The sequence below is a fragment of the uncultured Thiodictyon sp. genome (assembly GCF_903946935.1).
GTDB lineage: Bacteria > Pseudomonadota > Gammaproteobacteria > Chromatiales > Chromatiaceae > Thiodictyon.
The window spans coordinates 16634-35169 of the sequence record NZ_CAJAXH010000099.1; the positions used below are offsets into that span (position 1 = coordinate 16634).

The 18536-nt window shown below is 65.1% G+C and carries 19 protein-coding genes; 7 read left to right on the forward strand and 12 right to left on the reverse strand.

The window, feature by feature from the left end; genetic code table 11:
* Positions 1-224 precede the first annotated feature (224 nt).
* The 8 genes from QZX93_RS08995 to glgB form a co-directional block, all read right to left on the reverse strand.
* Positions 225-533, reverse strand: a complete 309-nt coding sequence (locus QZX93_RS08995; RefSeq protein WP_295385544.1) for a hypothetical protein — start codon at positions 531-533, stop codon at positions 225-227.
* A 44-nt stretch (positions 534-577) separates the two neighbouring features.
* Positions 578-1018, reverse strand: a complete 441-nt coding sequence (locus QZX93_RS09000; RefSeq protein ID WP_295385546.1) for a PIN domain-containing protein — start codon at positions 1016-1018, stop codon at positions 578-580.
* Positions 1011-1313, reverse strand: coding sequence for a hypothetical protein (locus QZX93_RS09005; protein ID WP_295385548.1), 303 nt, complete (start codon positions 1311-1313; stop codon positions 1011-1013). Before QZX93_RS09005 ends, QZX93_RS09000 begins: the two co-directional genes overlap by 8 nt.
* Before the next feature lie 202 nt (positions 1314-1515).
* Positions 1516-3147 carry a SagB/ThcOx family dehydrogenase gene (locus QZX93_RS09010; RefSeq protein ID WP_295385551.1) on the reverse strand — a complete coding sequence of 544 codons (1632 nt, stop codon included), beginning with the start codon at positions 3145-3147 and terminating at the stop codon, positions 1516-1518.
* Positions 3148-3156: 9 nt separating this feature from the next.
* Positions 3157-3810, reverse strand: coding sequence for an endonuclease (locus QZX93_RS09015; protein WP_295385553.1), 654 nt, complete (start codon positions 3808-3810; stop codon positions 3157-3159).
* A gap of 55 nt (positions 3811-3865) precedes the next feature.
* Positions 3866-4792 (reverse strand): class I SAM-dependent methyltransferase, encoded by a 927-nt coding sequence (locus tag QZX93_RS09020; protein WP_295385555.1) that lies wholly within the window; start codon positions 4790-4792, stop codon positions 3866-3868.
* Positions 4793-5268: 476 nt separating this feature from the next.
* Positions 5269-5727 carry a YaiI/YqxD family protein gene (locus QZX93_RS09025; RefSeq protein ID WP_295385557.1) on the reverse strand — a complete coding sequence of 153 codons (459 nt, stop codon included), beginning with the start codon at positions 5725-5727 and terminating at the stop codon, positions 5269-5271.
* A 50-nt stretch (positions 5728-5777) separates the two neighbouring features.
* A complete protein-coding gene (glgB, locus tag QZX93_RS09030; protein WP_295385559.1) occupies positions 5778-8051 on the reverse strand; it encodes a 1,4-alpha-glucan branching protein GlgB in 2274 nt (757 codons plus the stop codon).
* A gap of 135 nt (positions 8052-8186) precedes the next feature.
* Between glgB and glgC the strand changes: the two genes are divergently transcribed.
* On the forward strand, positions 8187-9458 hold the full coding sequence (glgC, locus tag QZX93_RS09035; protein WP_295385561.1) for a glucose-1-phosphate adenylyltransferase: 1272 nt from the start codon (positions 8187-8189) through the stop codon (positions 9456-9458).
* A 312-nt stretch (positions 9459-9770) separates the two neighbouring features.
* Here glgC and QZX93_RS09040 read toward each other — a convergent pair whose 3' ends face one another.
* Entirely contained in the window at positions 9771-10214 is a 444-nt protein-coding gene (locus QZX93_RS09040; protein ID WP_295385563.1) for a hemerythrin domain-containing protein, read from the reverse strand.
* 64 nt (positions 10215-10278) lie between these two features.
* Here QZX93_RS09040 and QZX93_RS09045 point away from each other — a divergent pair, with 64 nt between their 5' ends.
* Positions 10279-10560: a hypothetical protein gene (locus tag QZX93_RS09045; RefSeq protein WP_295385565.1), complete on the forward strand. Its 282-nt coding sequence runs from the start codon at positions 10279-10281 to the stop codon at positions 10558-10560.
* 420 nt (positions 10561-10980) lie between these two features.
* Here the strand turns inward: QZX93_RS09045 and QZX93_RS09050 are convergent, their stop codons facing one another.
* Positions 10981-11670, reverse strand: a complete 690-nt coding sequence (locus QZX93_RS09050; RefSeq protein WP_295385567.1) for a hypothetical protein — start codon at positions 11668-11670, stop codon at positions 10981-10983.
* Between the two features lie 71 nt (positions 11671-11741).
* Positions 11742-12113, reverse strand: coding sequence for an Mth938-like domain-containing protein (locus tag QZX93_RS09055; RefSeq protein WP_295385569.1), 372 nt, complete (start codon positions 12111-12113; stop codon positions 11742-11744).
* A 144-nt stretch (positions 12114-12257) separates the two neighbouring features.
* On the opposite strand from QZX93_RS09055, the gene QZX93_RS09060 reads away from it, so the two are divergent.
* Positions 12258-12668 (forward strand): hypothetical protein, encoded by a 411-nt coding sequence (locus QZX93_RS09060; protein ID WP_295385571.1) that lies wholly within the window; start codon positions 12258-12260, stop codon positions 12666-12668.
* Positions 12669-12674: 6 nt separating this feature from the next.
* Positions 12675-13415 carry a metal-dependent hydrolase gene (locus tag QZX93_RS09065; RefSeq protein ID WP_295385573.1) on the forward strand — a complete coding sequence of 247 codons (741 nt, stop codon included), beginning with the start codon at positions 12675-12677 and terminating at the stop codon, positions 13413-13415.
* Between the two features lie 221 nt (positions 13416-13636).
* On the opposite strand, the gene QZX93_RS09070 is transcribed toward QZX93_RS09065, so the two are convergent.
* The gene (locus QZX93_RS09070; protein ID WP_295385575.1) at positions 13637-14044 is read right to left on the reverse strand and encodes a hypothetical protein; all 408 of its coding nucleotides are present in this window, start codon (positions 14042-14044) and stop codon (positions 13637-13639) included.
* Positions 14045-14188: 144 nt separating this feature from the next.
* Between QZX93_RS09070 and QZX93_RS09075 the strand changes: the two genes are divergently transcribed.
* The 3 genes from QZX93_RS09075 to QZX93_RS09085 all read left to right on the forward strand — a co-directional run bounded on the left by QZX93_RS09075 (position 14189) and on the right by QZX93_RS09085 (position 18430).
* On the forward strand, positions 14189-15145 hold the full coding sequence (locus QZX93_RS09075; protein ID WP_295385610.1) for an acetyl-CoA carboxylase carboxyltransferase subunit alpha: 957 nt from the start codon (positions 14189-14191) through the stop codon (positions 15143-15145).
* 25 nt (positions 15146-15170) lie between these two features.
* On the forward strand, positions 15171-16559 hold the full coding sequence (tilS, locus tag QZX93_RS09080) for a tRNA lysidine(34) synthetase TilS (RefSeq protein WP_295385577.1): 1389 nt from the start codon (positions 15171-15173) through the stop codon (positions 16557-16559).
* 281 nt (positions 16560-16840) lie between these two features.
* Positions 16841-18430: an aminotransferase class V-fold PLP-dependent enzyme gene (locus QZX93_RS09085; RefSeq protein WP_295385578.1), complete on the forward strand. Its 1590-nt coding sequence runs from the start codon at positions 16841-16843 to the stop codon at positions 18428-18430.
* Positions 18431-18536 lie beyond the last annotated feature (106 nt).

Here is an 18536-nt window from a genome sequence, read left to right on the forward strand (position 1 = left end):
TTAGCTCCAGCCGCGCGGACGCGGTGGGGCTCCGGGGCCATTATGGCCCAACGGCCGGCGCAGTGCCTGTCGACCCGGTGGCGGGGCGTCCCGACCGGCGTGGGCGGGATGATGCAGCAGGCCAGGTCGTCGGCCATGACGGCGCGGCTTGCATGATCGGGGGGCGCAAGAGTTGCGGGAGAGCATTTGTTGTTAGTGGCTCAGCGAGTCTTATGTGCGCGCTATTAGAGGTGGTAATCAAGCATTAAGCCACTAAACTGGCCCCAATTTTGTGAAAGAATCTCGTAGAGCTTTTCGCCGCTGTCGGCATTTAAAATGTCGTCGCCATAAGTGATCTGCGCTGTATTGAGATATTTTTCAATATCTTCCAGTTGATCCAATGGCCACCCATCGTCGGCGTATAGCGTAATGTTTTTTGGGAAGAGTGATTCCGCAATTGTCTGAAAAAACTCTCGTGTGGGGTAGGGTCCCACAACAATCACACGTACCAGTTCGGCGTCATCCGAATCCGGACGGCAATATTCAAGGAGCATTTTTCGTACGTTTTCTTCTGCTATTAGAAATGCACCAGATCTTTCTAGTCTGCCCCGCCGACGTGTGCCTCATCGCGTATGGCACGCAGCGATATAACGGATATTTCGGTTTGTCGGCACATGGGTTTCTCGGGTCTTTCAAAGGTCACAACCTCGTCTGCGGCGCCCGCCGCGGCTGCCGCCAGATGCAGCGCATCAAGGGGAGCGATATCATGGCGTGCGGCCAACACAAGTGCGTGTTGGGCCACGGCACCGGTCACTGGTACATCCTCAGCGATCGACAATATGGCTTGCATGAAGGCGACTTCGACTGGGCGACGACAGTAGCCGGGTTTGGGCAGAACCTCTAAACGGACGAAATCGCTGGTGAGGAAGTGACGCTCCGGATCGTCCAGTACGGCACGTGCCCACGCCCGCGACTCGTCGTCGCCGTTCCACGCGGCAATCAAGACATTGGCGTCGAGATAGGTGCGTCGTCTAGTCATCGCGCTCGCCCCGCCGTCGCTCGGCCTCCTCCAGTACCGCGTCCCAGGCCATGGGCGCGGGGAGGGCACCCGTTTCCTCGGCCTGAGCGCGCAGGGCTTCCAGTCGCCGCCACAGATCGGTGCGTGGCGCCGTGCGCGTGTCGACCGGGCGCAAGGGTATATCCGGCGCCACTGCGGAAGCTGGCGGATCGACGATCACCGCCAACCGGTGCCGGCCAGGTGCTACGCTGCGTGGCAAGCGCAGTACGACGCCGTGTTGGGCGTCGATTTCGCAATCGAAGGTAAACGTCTGCATGCGCGTCTCTCGGTCCGGTTGATAACGAGGGATAGGGGGGCAACGGATAAGTGGGCATTCTGCCTCAAGCCTTTGGGACGTGCATTAGGGATCGGGCGTGTGGCTGACCACCTCGGGTATTGCTTCCTGCCGCTTGGGTTGCGACCTTTGATGTTGTCGTTGAGCGGCTCTTCTCTGTGTCTTGGTGTCTCCGTGAGAGGATTTACGCGCTATGGTGAGCGGCATGGTCTCGGGTCTCCCAATGGGTATAGGGCGCCTGCGTGCGCAGCCGTGGGTCGTCCACCGGGGTGCCGACGGTGAAGTGATAGAGCGATTGCCAGCGGGTGTCGGCGATGCCCAGCAGGCGGTGCATGGCGTCGTCGAAGAAGCAGCCGATGCCGGTGCCGCGCACGCCGGCCGCCTCGGCCTCCAGATAGAGGACCTGACCGAGCAGGCCGCATTCCCAGAAGAGTTCCCGGTAGTGCCAGGGACCCGCCGCCAGCGCGGTGTCGAAGTCCGCCAACATCCCCACCGCGAAGGCGCTGTCGGCGGCGATGTCCTGGTGACAGGCGAGCTGGCGCGCCGCCACCTGGGTCTCGCCCAAGGCCAGGGCGTAGAGTGGCAGGTGCGCGGGTGCGCCGGGCACCGGGTCCCAGCGCCAGTCGCGCCGCAGGCTGGCGCGCAGCGCGGGGAGTGCCGCGCCGTCGCGGACCAGCAGATAGAGTCCGGGGGTAATGTCCGTGACCCGGTGGACGAAGAGTGCCAGGTGGACCCGGGGGCGCCCGGCCCAGGCGTCCAGTGGCGGCACCCCGGGGCGCGGCAGCAGGGCGTCCAGCATGGCGAACCAGCGTTGTGTCGGCAGCGGGCTGATGCCGTCGAAGTCCTGGGCGCTGCGCCGCTGGCGGATCAGGTCGGCCGCGGTGAGTCCGCAATGATTGGACAGCAGTGGCGGCAGGGCCGGGGGCGGGTCCGCGGTCGGTCTGGGACTGGCTGCGGCCGGGCGTTCACCGGCCGCCTCGACCGTTTCGATGCCTGGCCAGTGTCGATAGTCCCCGCTCAACCGATTCGCCTGCCCGCTGAAGTGTCGCTCGACCGCGGCCAGGCGGGTCAGTTGCGTCGCTGCCGGCGCCTGGGGGCCGACCCAGAGTGCCAGGTCCGGCGTCTCGCCCTGGCCAGGGTCGAAATCGTCGCGGCGATCGAGGCCCAGCAGCCGGGCCAGGTCCCGGTCGCCCCAGGGTAGGACGCCCACCCTCCAGCCCAGCACGGCAGCGGCATAGGTCGCCGCGGCCAGTGCGTGACCCAGGTCGAGCTGGCAGTAACGGTAGGCGCGTAGACCGTATTTCCACGACTCCCGCCAGTGGATGCTGGTCAGTGCCAGGACCACGGGGGCCCTGGACGGGGCGGTCGGTTGCGCCTGGGCATCCCGCGCCCGGTACTCGAGGCGGTGGTCGCGGCTCACATAGTGCCAGACGCCGCCCGCCAGATCGGGTCGCGGGTCGGCGATCAGATAGCACTCGGTGGGGTGCAGATTGCCGCTGGAGGGGTTGCAGCGCAGCGCCCAGCGGGTGTCGCCCGCGGACTTCCAGGCCGAGAGCCCCAGGGCCAGTTCCAGGAACACGCCCAGGTGTGCAAGGTCGACCGGCACCGCGCCCGGCCGCTCACCGGTGCGGATGCGGTCGAACAGCACCTGCTGGGCGTCCGCCCCCAAGGGGAGTTCGATGGACGGGGTACCCGCGAAGACCCGGAAGGGGTCCGGTTGATTGGCCCAGTCCAGCCCGCCCGGCCCTGGTGCATAGCGCTCGCTCTGGTGTTTGCTCGCGCGGTGATAGTCGTAGACGCGTTCCAGGTCGGTCATCTCCGGTCCTCATGTCACCGCGGCAGCCGGGCATCCGGCACTCAGGCAGCAGGTTTGGCAGCGCGGCCGTGTGCGGCAGACCTCCTTGCCGTGGCGCACGATCAGCGCGTGATAGGCGTTGAACAGCGGCACGTCGGCGCCCAGGGCGGTCTCGAAGGCGGCGCGGACGGTCTCATAACCCTCATCGCCGCGCAGGAGCCCCAACCGGGCGAAGACCCGCCGCGTATAGGCGTCGACCACGAACACGGGGCGCTCAAAGGCATAGAGCAGGATGTCGTCCGCGGTCTCCGGGCCGACACCCGGGATGTCCAGCAAATGGCGGCGCAGGCCCGGGGTATCCAGTGCGGCGAGCCCCGCGAGCCCGCCTCCCGCGAGAAAGCCCTGGCAGAACGTGCGCAGGCGCCTGGCCTTGATATTGAAATAGCCGCAGGGGCGCAGCGCATCCGCCAACGCGGCCTCGTCGAGCGCCAGGATCGCCTCGGCCGTGAGCTCGATGCGCCCCGTCAGCCGCTCAAGCGCCCGCTCCACGTTGGTCCAGGCGGTGTTCTGGGTCAGTACCGCGCCGACCATGACCTCGAACGGCGTTTGCGCCGGCCACCAGCCTTGGGGGCCATAGGCGGCCTCCAGGGTCGCGTGGACGGTGCGACAGCGCTCTGGGTTCATTCTATCAAGACCTCGATCGTCCCCGATCGGGCAAATGAGGCGGTACTACTGGCGATCAAATGGTGCGCATCCAGAAAGCGCTGGGCTCTGATCCCGGATATTCTTCGCGCATGGCGGCGATCTCGGGGAAGGCCGCGTGCATCCGCTCAGGATGACTGAGCAGTAGAAAATTGCCCGCCCACATGGTTTCGAATCGGGTATTGAAGGCGAGGAATGCCTGGAGTAGATATTGCTCGTTCCAATAGATACCCTGGTCGAAATAGACCTTGGGGTAGCGTCGCGGGAGGCTGATGTCGTGGATATGAACATAGACCCCCGTGGGCAGTCGCGGAAGCAGTTCGAGGTATTCAAATTGGACGTCGTTGCCCTCCCTAAGTACGTGTGTACTGTCGATGAAAAGTAGGTCGCCGCTCGTGAGTGAAGCGAAGAACCCAGTCCCCAAGTCCTGGACCTTGGTCTCGAGCAGTTCGAGCCGCCCGTCGGCGGCGAGCGCCTTCAGCACGGGTGCGGGATAGGGTTCGACGGCGGTCAGGGTACTGCTGACACCATCCAGGTCGCGATTGGCGGCCAACGCATCGAGCGCGACCCGGGTTGATTGGCCCGAGCCGATCTCGATGATCCGCTTCGGCTTTAGGTGGCGCACCAGGCAATAATAGACGTGGGCGTCGACCGCCATGTAGATGCCGTTGATCAGGTAGAAGCGCCCCTGGCTGTTTTGCGCGTGCAGACCATAGCGTGAACGGAACTCAGCGAGATAGGGTGGGAACACCCGATCCAGCAGGTCAAGCCCACGCTGCGCCCCTAGATCGACCCCGGTCAGCGCCGACTGAGCGTCCCAGAATCCCGGTGACGAGCAGTCGCCCGCGTCTGGAACGGGGGAATAGTAGTGGCGTTTCGTTACCTGATAGCCGCGGGTTGCGGCCAGGGATAGCAGGCGGTCGAACAGGTAGGTCCGGACGCGGTTGGACAGTGACTTCCCCATGGGATCCAATTCCTGGCGGTTACGATCTATGCTCGTTAGCGAGTCGCTCGGGTGCAAACTTTAGAGATAGGAAAGCCAATCGGATAGACTGGGGTATCCAATCCTCTGCCCGCTTTCTACAAGCGAGAAACGCAGCCACGTGCGACAAAGACTCTTGCAATGGCTAGTATGTTGCACTGTCCGCGGGATGGCAACCAGTGCCCGGATTCCGGTCACTGATTTCGCGGCTGTCCGTCGCGGCTGGCCGACCGATTGAGGCGGCAGCCCGCCGGTTGAGTGCCGTGAATGGCCGAAGCGTATTATCCTAATCGCGGCCGGGGCACGGACGTCCGAGCCGTGTCCCCCCAGGCCAAGGGCACGCCCGCGGACCCGGGTGAGCAGCGGCTGATTAAGCGTTTCGGGAGAGCAGCGGGCCGTTGGGCGAGACCAGCGAACTGTTGCGTGTCCTGGCATTCCGGCCAGGACGACGCTGGTGCTCAACGCTCCTGTGACGGCTGCTGCGCCAGCCACGCATCCAGCGCATTGGCAAAGGCTTGGCGGTCGCGCGGTCCTAAGGGCGGCGGGCCGCCGGTGGCGATGCCGCTGCCGCGCAGGGTGTCCATGAAGTCGCGCATGGTCAGGCGCTCACGGATGTTGTCCGGGGTGTAGCGCTCGCCGCGGGGGTTGAGCGCGTGGCCGCCCTTGGCGATCACCTCGGCGGCCAAGGGGATGTCGGCGGTGATGACGAGGTCCCCCGGCTCCAGCAGGCGCACGATCTCGTTGTCGGCGACGTCGAAACCGGGGGCGACACGGATGGCGCGGATGAGCCGGGACGGCGGGGTGGGGATGGGCTGGTTGGCGATCAGGGTCAAAGGCATGCCGACCCGCTCCGCGGCACGGAACAGGATATCCTTGATCACCTTGGGGCAGGCGTCGGCGTCGACCCAAATTTGCATGGCGGGCGCGGTGCTCCCCGGGCCCCACGCGGGGCCCGGGGGGGCGTTACTTAGGCGCTGACCGCGGCCGGCTCGGCCGCCGGAACCTCTGCGGCCTCCGTGGCCAACGCCTTGACGAGCGCTTCCTCGTGCTTGGGTTCGTGGACCAGGATCAGGCCGCCGAGCGGCGGCAGGGCGATCGGGATGGAGTGCGGTCGACCCATCCAGCTGACCTCTTCAGAGAGGACCCCGCCCTGATTGCCGACATTGCTGCCGCCGTAGATGAGCGCATCCGAGTTGACGGCCTCGCGCCAGAAGCCGGCCTTGGGTACCCCGATGCGGTAGTTGTTGCGCGGGACCGGGGTGAAGTTGAAGACGGCCGCCACCAGACGCCCGCCAGCCTTGTCCTTGCGGATATAGCTCAACACCGACTGGGAGCTGTCATGGCAGTCGATCCATTCAAACCCGGCGCCGTCGAAGTCCACCTCGTGCAGCGCGGGCTGATCCCGGTAGAGCCGGTTGAGATCCGCCACGATCTTCTTGATTCCCTGATGCTGGGGGCGCTCCAGGAGTTCCCAATCCAGGGCCTCGTTGAAGTCCCATTCCTTGCCCTGGGCGAATTCGCAGCCCTGGAACAGGAGCTTCTTGCCCGGGTAGCTGAACATGAAGGTATAGAGCAGGCGCAGGCTGGCGAAGCGCTGCCAGGGGTCGCCGGGCATCTTGTCGAGCATCGACTTCTTGCCATGCACCACCTCGTCGTGCGAGAAGGGCAGGACGAAGTTTTCAGTGAAGGCGTAGAGCAGGCCGAAGGTCAGCAGGTCGTGGTGATAATGGCGATAGATGGGGTCCTTCTCCATATAGGAGAGGGTGTCGTGCATCCAGCCCATGTTCCACTTCATGCTGAAGCCCAGCCCCCCCAGATAGGTGGGGCGGGAGACCGCCGGCCAGGCGGTGGATTCCTCGGCGATCATGAGCGTGCCCGGGTGCTGCTCGTGGGTGACCATGTTCAACTGGCGGATGAAGTCCACCGCGTCCAGGTTCTCGTTGCCGCCGTATTTGTTGGGGATCCACTCGCCAGCCTTGCGCGAATAGTCCAGATAGAGCATGGAGGCGACCGCGTCGACCCGCAGCCCGTCGATATGGAACTCGGAGAGCCAATACAGCGCGCTGGAGAGTAGGAAGTTCTTCACCTCGTTACGGCCGAAGTTGAAGATCAGGGTGCCCCAGTCCTTGTGTTCGCCCAGGCGCGGGTCCGCGTGTTCGTACAGGGCCGAGCCGTCGAAGCGTGCCAGTGCATAGGCATCCTTCGGGAAGTGGGCGGGGACCCAGTCGAGCAGCACGCCGATCCCGGCCTGGTGCAGGTGATCGATGAAGAAGCGCAGATCGTCCGGGGTGCCATGGCGGCTGGTGGGCGCGAAATAGCCGGTACACTGATAGCCCCAGGAGGCGTCCAGCGGGTGCTCGGTGATCGGCAGGAGTTCGACGTGGGTAAAGCCCAACTCCTTGGCATAGGCGGCGAGCTGGACGGCCAACTCACGGTAATTCATGAAGTCGCCGGCGGCGTCGCGCTGCCAGGAGCCGAGATGGACCTCGTAGGTGGAGAAGGGCTGGCGCTGCCAGTCGAGCTCCGCCCGCGCCTCTATCCAGTCGGCGTCGCCCCACTCGTAGGCGCTCGGGGCGGTGATCAGCCCGGCGGTCTCCGGGCGCTCCTGGAAGGCGTTGGCGTAGGGGTCGATCTTGACATGGGCGTTGCCGGAGCGGTCGCGCAGCTCGTATTTGTAATAGCCGCCCGACTCGACGCCGGGGATGAACAACTCCCAGACCCCGGTGGCACCGCGCACCCGCATGGGATGCGCGCGCCCGTCCCAGCGGTTGAAGTCGCCCACCACGCTCACCCGGTCGGCGTTCGGCGCCCAGACCGCGAACTGGACCCCGTCGATGCCGTCGACCGCGCACAGATGCGAGCCCAGGAAGCGGAAGGCGTCCCAGTGTTTGCCCTCACCGAAGAGGTGCAGGTCGAAGTCGCGCAGTTGGGGCGGGAAGCAATAGGGGTCGTGGGTACTGCCGCGATGGCCCGTCTTGTCCTCCCATTCCAGGCGATAGCGTTCAGGGACGGCGGCTGCCTCACCCTCCCAGGTGAACAGATCGGTCCCCTCGGTGCGGATCATCTCCGCGTTCGCCTCCATGATCCTGACCCGCTCGGCCTCGGGCAGGAAGGCGCGCACCGTCACGCGGCTGCCGGTGACGTGCCGCCCCAGGACCTCGAAGGGGTCGTGGTGACGGGCCTCGACGATACGGGCGAGCGGCTCTGGCAGCGTGGGTGCGGGGCTGTTGGGGGCGGCCATCGGTATTCTGTCCTCCGCGAGGGGATTATTTGGTGTAGGCAAGGGATGCCCGGAACCTGTCAGATGGTACCATAAGCCCGTCGGTAGGCACCCCTGAACGCCAAACGCCGACTTGTACAATCTGGAGGAGGACCCATGCCGGCATCGAATCCGCGGTTCGTCAGCCGTTTGACCCGCAACACCCTGGCCCTGATCCTGGCCGGTGGGCGGGGCTCACGACTCAAACACCTGACCGCCTGGCGCTCCAAGCCCGCGGTCCCCTTCGGCGGCAAGTTCCGCATCGTCGACTTCCCGCTGTCCAACTGTATCAATTCGGGCATCCGCCAGGTCGGCGTGCTCACCCAATACAAGGCCCACTCGTTGATCCTGCACATCCAAAAGGGATGGGGCTTCCTGCGGGGCGAGTTCGGTGAGTTCGTGGAGCTGTGGCCGGCCCAGCAGCGGGTGGTGGAGACCGCCTGGTACGCGGGGACGGCCGACGCGGTCTTTCAGAACCTGGACATCATCCGCAATCACAATCCGGAGTATGTCCTGGTCCTGGCCGGTGACCACGTCTATAAGATGGACTACGGGACCATGATCGCCCACCATGTCGAAACCGGCGCGGACATGACGGTGGGCTGCATTGAGGTGGAGAAGGAACGCTCACTGGAGTTCGGTGTCATGACCGCGGATGCGGACGGGCGGGTCAGGGGCTTCCAGGAGAAGCCGCGGGACCCCGAGACCATCCCGGGCCGTCCCACCCACTGCCTGGCCTCCATGGGGATCTATGTCTTCAATCGCGGCTTCCTGTTCGAGCAGTTGATCAAGGATGCCGATACGCGGGAGTCTTCGCACGACTTTGGTAACGACATCATCCCCGCGGTACTCGATCGTTATCGGGTCATGGCCTACCCGTTCCGCGACTCGCGCAGCGGCGAGCAGGCCTATTGGCGTGACGTGGGCACCCTGAATGCCTTCTGGGAGGCCAACCTGGAGCTGATCGGGGTTACGCCGCCGCTCAATCTCTATGACGAGCAATGGCCCATCTGGACCTATCAGGAGCAGCTCCCGCCCGCCAAGTTCGTGTTCGACGACGATGACCGGCGCGGCATGGCGGTGGACTCCATGGTCTCCGGCGGTTGTGTCATCTCCGGGTCCAAGGTGCGGCATTCGCTCCTCTTCTCCAACGTCCGGGTCAACTCCTATGCCAGCGTTGAGGACTCGGTGATCCTGCCGGACGTGACCATCGGGCGCAGTTGCCGCATTCGCAACGCCATCATCGACCGCTCCTGTCAGATCCCGGAGGGCACCGTGATCGGCTTCGATGCGGCGGCCGATCGGCAAGCCGGTTACTACGTGACCGATCTCGGTGTCACCCTGGTCTCTCCCGACATGCTCGGCCAGGAAGTCAATTATATTCGTTGAGTCGGGCGAGTCCCGCGTTCCGGGCAGGCATGGGCTGCCCGGACGGGACGTCGGCCTTGTGCCGCCTAGTGGCCCGGCGAGCTAGCCATGGTGTAGACGGCGGGGGGCCAGGCCCGCGCGATGGTTCCTTGCAGGGTGGCGAGGATGTGCTCGGCCAGGGCAATGTCGATGGGATGCAGTGTGCAGGGGCTGTCAGAGTCCCGTCCCCGCAGGCGCTTGGTGGTGGATTGGCCAGCGCGGCGTCGGCCAAATTCGGCATCGGTTGGGACTCAAGGGGAGCACGCGGAAGGCGCCCCCGCTTGGGCCGCTGAGTCACAGACGCATCTCGCGAAACAGGCCGATCTCCACCAGCTTGGGGAAGAGGACCCGCTCCTCGCGATCCAGCCGTTGCGCGACCATGGCGAATACCTCCTGGGTCTCCTCGAGGAAGTCGTCGCTGAAATTGAAGTCGCAGTTCTTCAGCCAGCGACTATGGTAATCGTCAAAGGTCTTGCGCAGTGGCTTCTCCCCGCTGATAAAGCCCCAGGCCAGTGACTTCACCTTGGGGTCATCATGGATCAGCAGGCTGGGATATAGACCACGATCCTCCTCGGTCAGGTGTCGACGCACCCGTTCACCCAGGTCGCACAATAGTTCATACGCGGTCCTGGCGTTCGGGCGTATGCGCAATTGCTCCATGGTGAGGAGCGAGCGCAGGTCGTCGATCATCTGGCGCAGATCCGAGTGGGTGCTGCGGTAACCGTCTAACGTAGGCATGGACAATCCTCCTCGTTCTCGTTGGTGGATATCACCGAAAGGACAGCGCCTTCAGCGACGATCCGTGATCGACCGGCCGCTCGGTCTTCACCTGATTGTAATGATTTTGTTGACTGGCCAAGGCCGCGGCGGGGCCTCAAATTGCTGCATTGCTCCATTCCAGCTCGATGCTGCAATGCACCATTTCGCTCAATTGCTGCATTGCATCATTATGTTGCATTGCACCATTATCGGCCAAGTGAATCCGGTCGAAAACCTGTATAGCGGTTTAACCCAAAATCAACGTGTCGTCAAGAATGGAGTCATGAACGAAATTGGCGCTGCCGCTGTTTCAAGACACGCCTGAGCGGTCGCTGAACCTGAGGAACGGGAACATGAGTGTGCAGTAACCAATTGATATAAAGATTCATTGGCTTCTAATGCAGGCTGCCGGTCGATAGTTCGCAGGTATGCCTAGCAGGCTGTCGGACTTAGTGATGCAACCGATTGAATGCAAAGAGTTTCATCTTTTGCGCCAAAAAGTCGTTTTCCTGTTTAATCAATCGGTTACGCCATCAAGTCCGACAGGCTGCTAGGGGCTCGGAAGAGCCACTCTAGCTAACCAGCGCAGATAGAGTGGAAAGAGGGCCTTGATCGTCGCTCCGGGCGGCCCGCAATAGTCTGCGAGTCCGCGGCGGCCGAGAGGTTGCCGTCCCTGGCCTGGATTCCGTCGTCCCCGCCGGAAAGAGAATCTTGCGGCCGGCTGGGACGTGACTCCCTGCGAAGTTCAGGGGTGCGTGGGGCCGGCGGCGGGTTGGCCCAGCGGCAGTGCCAGGCGATGGAAGTCCGAGCGGTTGACGTACTGGATGACTATCTTGTCGTTGGTGTTGCGGGCAATGTCGAAACCGCGCGCGGGGTAGAGCCAGTGGATGATGCCGTTGCTGGGGTCGAGGCGGCGCTCGGTGGGGGTGCCGAAGCGTTTCTCGATCGTGGCCTCGTCCAGGCGTGCTTGGGGTAGGTAGGTGATGGTGCGGATCGGACGCTCGATCAGCGTCGCCACGTCCGCCGGGTCCAGTTTGATCTTCTTGTCGCCGCTCTCCAGTTGGCTGATGCGCAACCCACGCTCGTACATGGGCCGCAGGGTCGCCTGGTCGACGTCCAGGGTGATGATGAAGTCGGCCCGCAGGCTCTGCAGGTAGACCTGTTGAAAGTAGACCTCGACCCCCAGGGGTTGCGTCGCGCCGGGGGTCTCGAACAGATTGATGGTGCCGTCCTCACCGAAGAACCGGCTGACCTCGGCGAGCGGCGTCTGGCCCAGGGTGAAGCCGAAGACCCGGGTGCGCCCGGCCTGGTCGGTGGTCACGCGCCAGGGCAGGCGCACCGTCTCGTCCTTGATGGTGGGCGGCATCAGGAGCATGGCGCCGGCGAATCCGAGCAGGCCGGCAACCAAGATAGTGATAATGTATTTACGGTCCATGACTGGGACGACTCCGAGGGGATGGCAGGCGGGCTTAGGGTGGCCGCGCGGGCGGCGCGAGCGGTTCGACCTTACAGGGGCAGCAGTCCGGCGACCACCAGACGACCCTCGGCCATCAGGATGTTGTAGGTGCGGCAGGCGGCGGCGGTGTCCATCGTCTCGAGCCCGATCCGTCGCTCCAGCGCGGCGGCGTAGAACGACGGGTCGGGGAAGACCTGGGTCGCCCCGGTGCCGAGCACGATCAGTTCCGGGTTCAGGTCGATCAGCGCCTGAAGGTGCTCGGCGCTCAGACCGGCGGAGTCGATCGGTCCCCAGTCGGCGATGATCCGCCCGGGGGTGACGATCAGGCCGCCGCGGTAGGTTCGAGCGCCGATACGGATCCCCTCCGGGCCATAGGCTTGGATCAGGTTGCCGCCGCTGTCGTCTGTCTCTGCGAATCGCATGACTCAACCATACCGGATTGGCCCCGCTCTGGACAAGCGCCGGTTGACGCTCGCCGACCCGGGCGGGCATCATCCGGCCCGGCGCCGCCGCGGCCGCGGGGCGCCACAGGGCACGGTGCAGCGGGTAGGGTCAGTGGGGTATTTATGAACGGGATTATCGCCAGGCGGCCGCGTACCGCACCCTTCGTCGGCGCGCCGCGGACCCGGCTGGCGGCGTTCCTTGCCCTCGTGGTCGCCGCCCTTCTGGCCGGCTGTGCCGGGGGCCTCATCGGTCAATTGCCGCCGGTAAACAAGCCCGCGGTCGCGTCTAACGTGACCGTCTACCGTGACGATTGGACGGGTTTCGTCGGCCCCATCATCCTGCGGATCGACGGCCACCGGATGTTCCGGCTGTGGGTCAATCAGCAATTCAGCTTCCAGCTCGATCCCGGCAATTATCTTTTTTATTACACTATTGGATTCAACGAGTGTCGGCGGGTCGCCTTCATCGAGCCGCGGCGCAGCTATCAGTTCCGCTTGGGATCGAATTGTGCCCGTTTCGAGGATGGGTATTGACGTCGGATGGCCAATTTCAAAACACATTTTTATGTAGGTATTTTCGTCAGCGGCGGTGCCGTCCTGGCCGTCAAGGGGCTCGACCTGGTGCCCCCGGGCCAGACCCTGGTGCTGTTTGGCCTGGGGGTGACCGGCAGCGTGCTGCCGGACATCGACGCGGACATCTCGTCCACCGGGCGGGCCTTTTTCGGTGCCCTGGGGGCGGCCCTGGCCTTTGGTTGGACCCTGCCGCTGGTCGGGCACTATCGGTCGCTGGATCTCGCGGTGCTCTGGTTCGCGCTCTTCCTCGCCGTGCGCTTTCTGTTGTTCGAGACCTTCGCCCGCTTCACCGTGCATCGCGGCATCTGGCATTCCTGGCTGGCCGTCGCCTTCGTCACCCTGGCGACCGTCCATCTGGAGCAGCGGCTCCTGGAGCAGCCGCCGCGTGCCGCCTGGGTGGGCGGCCTGATGCTGGGTCTGGGCTATCTGACGCACCTGTGTTTGGACGAGGTCTATAGCGTGGACCTGTTCAACAAGCGGATTCGCCGCTCCTTCGGCACCGCGCTCAAGCCCTTCAGCTTCAATGACCCCCTCAGCAGCTTGGCCATGGCCGCGGCGGTGGGTGTGCTCGCGTGGTTCGCCCCGCCAGCGGAGTTCTCTCAGCTCCCGACGCGGGTCGAGGTCGTGGCCTGGGCGGACCAGGGTTTGGTGCAACTGACCGGCTGGTTGGACGTGGGGGTCGCGGCGGTGCGGACCTGGCTGCGTTGACCCTGGGCGTGCCAACCGCCTGCGGGTAAACGGACAGGATTAACAGGATTTCGCAAGATTTACAGGATTGCCGGTCTTCTGCCTACGCTTCGTCATCCTGTTAATCCTAAAAAATCTTGTTAATCCTGTCCAATTTCCAGCCGCCGGCCGCGATCTCGAACGAGGGCGCTTGCGGCAAGGTCTGGTTGGCCTGAGGCGCAGTCCTGCGGCTGCCGAGGGGATCACCAGCAGGGCGTCAGCACGCTCGACATGACGCCCATGGCATCCCCCGGCATGGGCATCGGCATGCCGCCCCAGCCGCCGCCGGCCTTGACCCGGATCAGGTACTCGGCCCACTGGAGGGGGCGCGGCAGCCAACCGGTCTGGTTGGCGAGCAGGTGCAGTTCGTCGACGAAGGCGCGATCGCAGGCGGTCTCCGCCCACGGCCCCGCGGTGCAGAGGTCGTGACGCATGCAGGCGGCGTCGAAGACATCCACCGGCGGCAGCGCGGGGCCGGCCGGGTGGCCGGGACCGCACCAGTTGCCGTAGAGCGGCAGGCAGCCAAATGGCTCGGCCTGGGGCGCGGCGGCCGGCAGGAGCAGGGCGGCGAGGGTGCCGACCAGGGCGACGGTCTTCAGATGTTTGCACATGGGTCTGTATCCTGAGGAAGGGTTCCGCTATTGTGCCTAACCGGCGCGCCGCGGCAAGTCCGCGGTGAGCCGGTGAGGCAGCGTGCGGCGCCGCCCGACCCCAACCGGCCCAATTTTTCAGACTTCGATGATGTGATCGCGGCTATGGATCTGAACTTTCTCGATTTCGAACAACCCATCGCCGAGCTCGAGGCGAAGATTGAAGAGTTGCGCCTCGTCGGGCACGACAATGAGATCAACATCGCCGAGGAGATCGAGCGGCTGGAGAAGAAGAGTCGGGCGTTGACCGAGTCGGTCTTCGCCGGACTCTCCTCCTGGCAGATCTCGCAACTCTCGCGCCACCCCCAGCGGCCCTACCTGCTGGACTACACCCGGCGCCTGTTCGATGAGTTCCACGAACTGCACGGGGACCGCGCCTACGCGGACGACCCCGCCATGGTCGGCGGTCTGGCGCGCCTGGATGGCCGAGCGGTGATGGCGATCGGCCACCAGAAGGGGCGCGACACCAAGGAGAAGATCTACCGCAACTTCGGCATGCCGCGCCCCGAGGGCTATCGCAAGGCCCTGCGTCTGATGTGGATGGCCGAGCGCTTCCGGTTGCCGATCCTGACCTTCATCGACACCCCTGGGGCCTATCCGGGGGTCGGCGCGGAGGAGCGCGGTCAGAGCGAGGCGATCGCTCGTAACCTCCAGGTCATGGCGGGGCTGCGTACCCCGATCCTGTGTACAGTGGTGGGGGAGGGCGGCTCGGGCGGGGCGCTGGCGATCGGGGTTGGCGATCGGCTGCTGATGCTGCAATACAGCACCTACTCGGTGATCTCACCCGAGGGCTGCGCGTCCATCCTGTGGAAGAGCGCGGACAAGGCCCAGCTCGCCGCCGAGGCCATGGCGATCACCTCCGAGCGGCTGCGGGAGCAGGGGCTGGTGGACCAGATCATCCCGGAGCCCCTGGGCGGGGCCCATCGGGACCCGGACGCGGTTGCCCTGGCGCTGAAGACGGCGCTCTCCGAGCAGTTGGAACAACTCCAAGAGATCGATCTCGATCAACTGATTGCCGAGCGTTACACGCGTCTGATGGGCTACGGCAAGTTCAAGGAATAGTTCGCTTCACCGGGGGGTATCTGCCATGGCGGTTTTCGCTCCGCAAGCACTGGTCGCGACCCTCGCCGGCTTCGATCCGGTCGGGCGGGTCTGGATCGCCTATAGTGGCGGGCTCGATTCCACCGCGCTCCTGCGCGCCGCCGCCGCGGTGCGCGAGCGCCTGCCCGGGGCGCTGTGGGCCGTGCATATCGATCACGGCCTGCATCCGGACTCCGCGCGCTGGGGCGAGCACTGCCGGGTCACCTGCGAGGATCTCAGCATCCCGCTGCTGACCCGGCGCGTGACGGCCAAGCCGGGGCGTGGTGAGAGCCCCGAGGCGGCGGCCCGGGCGGCGCGTTACGGTGAGTTTTCCTCCCTGCTGGCCCCCGGCGACCTGCTGCTCACCGCCCATCATCAGGACGACCAGGCCGAGACCCTGCTGCTCGCACTGATCCGCGGCAGCGGCGTTCACGGTCTGGCCGCCATGCCGGTGGTGGCCGACCTGGGGCTCGGCCGGCTGGTGCGCCCCTTGCTCGACTACCCGCGTGCGGCCCTGGAGCAGTATGCCCGCACCCTGGGGCTGACCTGGCTGGATGACCCGACCAATCGCGAGCCGGCCATGGATCGCAACTATCTGCGCAATCTGGTCCTGCCGCTCGTGCGTGAGCGCTGGCCGGCGGTCTCCGCCACCCTGGCGCGCAGCGCCGCGCACTGCGCGGAGGCGGCGGACCTGGTGGACCTGGCGGCGGGGCGCGAACTGGCGGGCTTGAGCGGCGGGCGTCCGGGGACCCTGTCGATTCCCGGGCTCGTGCGGCTGGAGCCCAAGCTGTGCAAGGCCGTGCTGCGCCTGTGGCTGCGACGGCGTAGTTTTATGGTGCCCGACACCACACACCTGGGGCGCATCCTCGCGGAGGTCCTGCCGGCGCGCCCGGACGCCGACCCCCTGGTCGCCTGGCGGGGCTGTGAAATACGCCGCTATCGCCAGGACCTCTTTGCGCTCCGCCCATCGCCCCCGGTGTCGGTTGGGCAGACGTTGGCGTGGGCGGGCGCGGTGCTGGAATTGCCGCACGGATTGGGCACCCTGGAACGGGTTTGCGATCCGGGTCGGCGGGATGCTCCGCTGCCGCCGTGGCGGGTGCGTTTTGGGGTCTCCGAGCTCAGTTGTCGGCCCGCGGGGGGCGCCTGCAACCGTCCGCTCAAGAAGCTGTTTCAGGATGCCGGGGTACCGCCTTGGTTGCGGCCCTATGTCCCCCTGGTGTTCGACGGCGATGACCTGGTGGCGGTTGCCGGGGTCTGTCGGTGTACCGCTGCCGACGCCGCGGCGCCGGAGGCGGATGCCGCCTCCGCCGAGACGCCCCTCACCGCACTCCCGCCGCTACTGCCGGCCGTGCGCTGGAGCGGGCACCCTTGGGAGCTGCTTGGCTTTTTTTGTTAGCCTATCCGGGCTCTTGTTTTCGTGACGGGCGGCTCATTCTCTTGCACTGGATCTGTTACCGTTAACCGGCTTTACAAACGCTAACGGCCATGGCGCTCGCACCACCCCGCAAGATGAAAGTGGCGGGCGCCTTGGCCGTTCCCCCTCCCCGCCCTCCCCCCCGAGGGGGGGGGGATTGGACCGCGCTCCCGGCGCGACTTTCACGGTAAGGCACTCGACTGTAACGCTGGGCACGTACACTCTCACGTGCATCCAAGACTATCGCCCGACGGAGGATACTCGTGAACGAATCGATCAATGCTGGCCCGGCGGTGGGCGATGTTGCCGCCGCCAAGGCGGCCGTCGAGGACGCCGCCGGGCGGGTCCAGACGGCCCGTCGCGATTTCTTGAAGCTCTTTGGCTACGGGAGCGCCGGCCTGATGCTGGGCGGACTCTCGATCGGTGAGGACGGGTTGCCCGGGCTCATCCCTGAGGCGGCGGCCGCCGCCGGCAAGAGCCCCTACGAGAAGGCCTTCGGCTTCGACCCTGGCCTGCTCTACATGAATATCGGCACCACCGGGTCCTCCCCCACCCAGGTGGTCAAGAACGCCAATCAGGATTACAAGGCGATTGCGGGCAACCCGACCGCCTATTTCTTTGGCCAGCAGGCGATGCGCAACACCATCGCCCAAGGCTTTGGCTGCGATCCCTATGAGCTGGTGTTGAGCTTCAACACCACCGACGGTCTGTGGCGCATCGTCATGGGCATCCCCTTTGCGCCCGGCGACGAGCTGATCACGACCAACATGGAGGAGGACGCCGGCATCTCCGTCTACAACATGTTGGCGGAGCGGTTTGGTGTCGTCATCAAGACCGTCAATATCCCGACCAACGACGCCTACAGCGACGCGGAGGTGCTGGCCCGGTTCAAGGCCCAGTACACCGAGAAGACCAAGGCGATCCTGTTCTCCTCGCCGATCTATCTGACCGGCGCACGACTGCCCGCCAAGCGGCTCTGCAAATGGGCGGCCAGGAAAGGGATCATCTCTATCGTGGATGGCGCCCACCTGCCGGGGATGGTGGCGCTCGACCTGCACGACATGGGCTGCGACTTCTTCTCCGGCTCCGGACACAAGTGGCAGTGTGGGCCGGGGCAGACCGGCTTTATGTATATTCGCAATGGCTTCGATCCCTCGCCCCAGGTGTTGCAGCGCCCGACCAGCGATTACGCCCCCTTCGGCGTGCCCTCGCCGATGGTGGACATCCCGGTCCCCGGCTACACCAATACCAACCCGCTGCCCACCTACTATGCGACCAATACCCTGATCTATGGTGCGGCGGGCATCCTGGCGAACGGTGTACGCGACCCCAACCACAATATCGCCGCGGTGCTACAACTCATCGGCAACGGCAGCCGGCCGAGCCAGAACGCCTTGGTCGAGTGTTGTCAACTGTGGGACGCCTGGGGCCGGCAGGCGATCGAGGACTATGTCGTTGCGCTCGCCCAATACCTGCGCTCGCGCATCGTCGACCATTGGGGCTTCGACGCGCTCTCGATCCCCTATGCGGGCTTCGCGGACGCTTCGGCACGCACCGGGCTCACCTCGTTCAATCCCTTCTCGCCCGGCTTCGACTATAACGCGGACCTGACCGCCGCCCAGTCGAGTGCCCAGAGTGCCGCCTCTGCGGCCGCGGTGGCCCAGCTTAAGACCGACCACCAGATCGTGATCCGCAACAACTCGGTGCCCCATGCGCTGCGCAGTAACCCGACCCAGAACGCGGCCCCTGGGACCTTCTCCGCGCCGCTGCGTATCTCCACCCACCTGTTCCACTCTCCCGCGGACGTGGACCGGGTGATCGATGCGCTGCTGATGGTCGTGCCGCATCCTTGACCCTAAACCCGGGAATTGCTCACGCCAAGGCGCCAAGCTCGCCAAGAAATACAATCGGGTAGATCCACTATGCAGATCACCCTCCGGGTGACTGGCGCAACACTGA

Bases quoted from the DNA above. Each gene is read 5' to 3' on its own strand.
- QZX93_RS08995 (WP_295385544.1), bottom strand. From the start codon at position 533: ATGCTCCTTGAATATTGCCGTCCGGATTCGGATGACGCCGAACTGGTA.
- QZX93_RS09000 (WP_295385546.1), bottom strand. From the start codon at position 1,018: ATGACTAGACGACGCACCTATCTCGACGCCAATGTCTTGATTGCCGCG.
- QZX93_RS09005 (WP_295385548.1), bottom strand. From the start codon at position 1,313: ATGCAGACGTTTACCTTCGATTGCGAAATCGACGCCCAACACGGCGTC.
- QZX93_RS09010 (WP_295385551.1), bottom strand. From the start codon at position 3,147: ATGACCGACCTGGAACGCGTCTACGACTATCACCGCGCGAGCAAACAC.
- QZX93_RS09015 (WP_295385553.1), bottom strand. From the start codon at position 3,810: ATGAACCCAGAGCGCTGTCGCACCGTCCACGCGACCCTGGAGGCCGCC.
- QZX93_RS09020 (WP_295385555.1), bottom strand. From the start codon at position 4,792: ATGGGGAAGTCACTGTCCAACCGCGTCCGGACCTACCTGTTCGACCGC.
- QZX93_RS09025 (WP_295385557.1), bottom strand. From the start codon at position 5,727: ATGCAAATTTGGGTCGACGCCGACGCCTGCCCCAAGGTGATCAAGGAT.
- glgB (WP_295385559.1), bottom strand. From the start codon at position 8,051: ATGGCCGCCCCCAACAGCCCCGCACCCACGCTGCCAGAGCCGCTCGCC.
- glgC (WP_295385561.1), top strand. From the start codon at position 8,187: ATGCCGGCATCGAATCCGCGGTTCGTCAGCCGTTTGACCCGCAACACC.
- QZX93_RS09040 (WP_295385563.1), bottom strand. From the start codon at position 10,214: ATGCCTACGTTAGACGGTTACCGCAGCACCCACTCGGATCTGCGCCAG.
- QZX93_RS09050 (WP_295385567.1), bottom strand. From the start codon at position 11,670: ATGGACCGTAAATACATTATCACTATCTTGGTTGCCGGCCTGCTCGGA.
- QZX93_RS09055 (WP_295385569.1), bottom strand. From the start codon at position 12,113: ATGCGATTCGCAGAGACAGACGACAGCGGCGGCAACCTGATCCAAGCC.
- QZX93_RS09060 (WP_295385571.1), top strand. From the start codon at position 12,258: ATGAACGGGATTATCGCCAGGCGGCCGCGTACCGCACCCTTCGTCGGC.
- QZX93_RS09065 (WP_295385573.1), top strand. From the start codon at position 12,675: ATGGCCAATTTCAAAACACATTTTTATGTAGGTATTTTCGTCAGCGGC.
- QZX93_RS09070 (WP_295385575.1), bottom strand. From the start codon at position 14,044: ATGTGCAAACATCTGAAGACCGTCGCCCTGGTCGGCACCCTCGCCGCC.
- QZX93_RS09075 (WP_295385610.1), top strand. From the start codon at position 14,189: ATGGATCTGAACTTTCTCGATTTCGAACAACCCATCGCCGAGCTCGAG.
- tilS (WP_295385577.1), top strand. From the start codon at position 15,171: ATGGCGGTTTTCGCTCCGCAAGCACTGGTCGCGACCCTCGCCGGCTTC.